The 209-nt window shown below is 48.8% G+C and carries 1 protein-coding gene; it reads left to right on the forward strand.

Features of this window, described 5'->3' with window-relative positions:
* The coding region (locus tag Q3F21_RS27345; protein ID WP_340259762.1) for a hypothetical protein at window positions 1–209 on the forward strand (209 nt) is incomplete at both ends.

Consider the following 209-nt stretch of genomic DNA (forward strand, 5'->3'; position numbering starts at 1 on the left):
TGCGGGATATTTCACAGTTGTCTAAGGCTTATGGGAAACCTGATCTCCTCAAGCCGACAGGGGATTCTTTCGCTAATGAATGTAAGCCCTCTTCGCAAGCAAGGCTCTCTCAACCGTTCGGCGTATGCCCAAACCGTTTTTTTGGAGGAAAACCAACAGCTGTAGAGATGAAAAAGGAGAAAACGGCGAAGGTCTTTGGGACACCTCCC

Origin of the sequence: Brevibacillus borstelensis (genome assembly GCF_037834415.1) — a bacterium.
Lineage (GTDB): Bacteria > Bacillota > Bacilli > Brevibacillales > Brevibacillaceae > Brevibacillus > Brevibacillus borstelensis_A.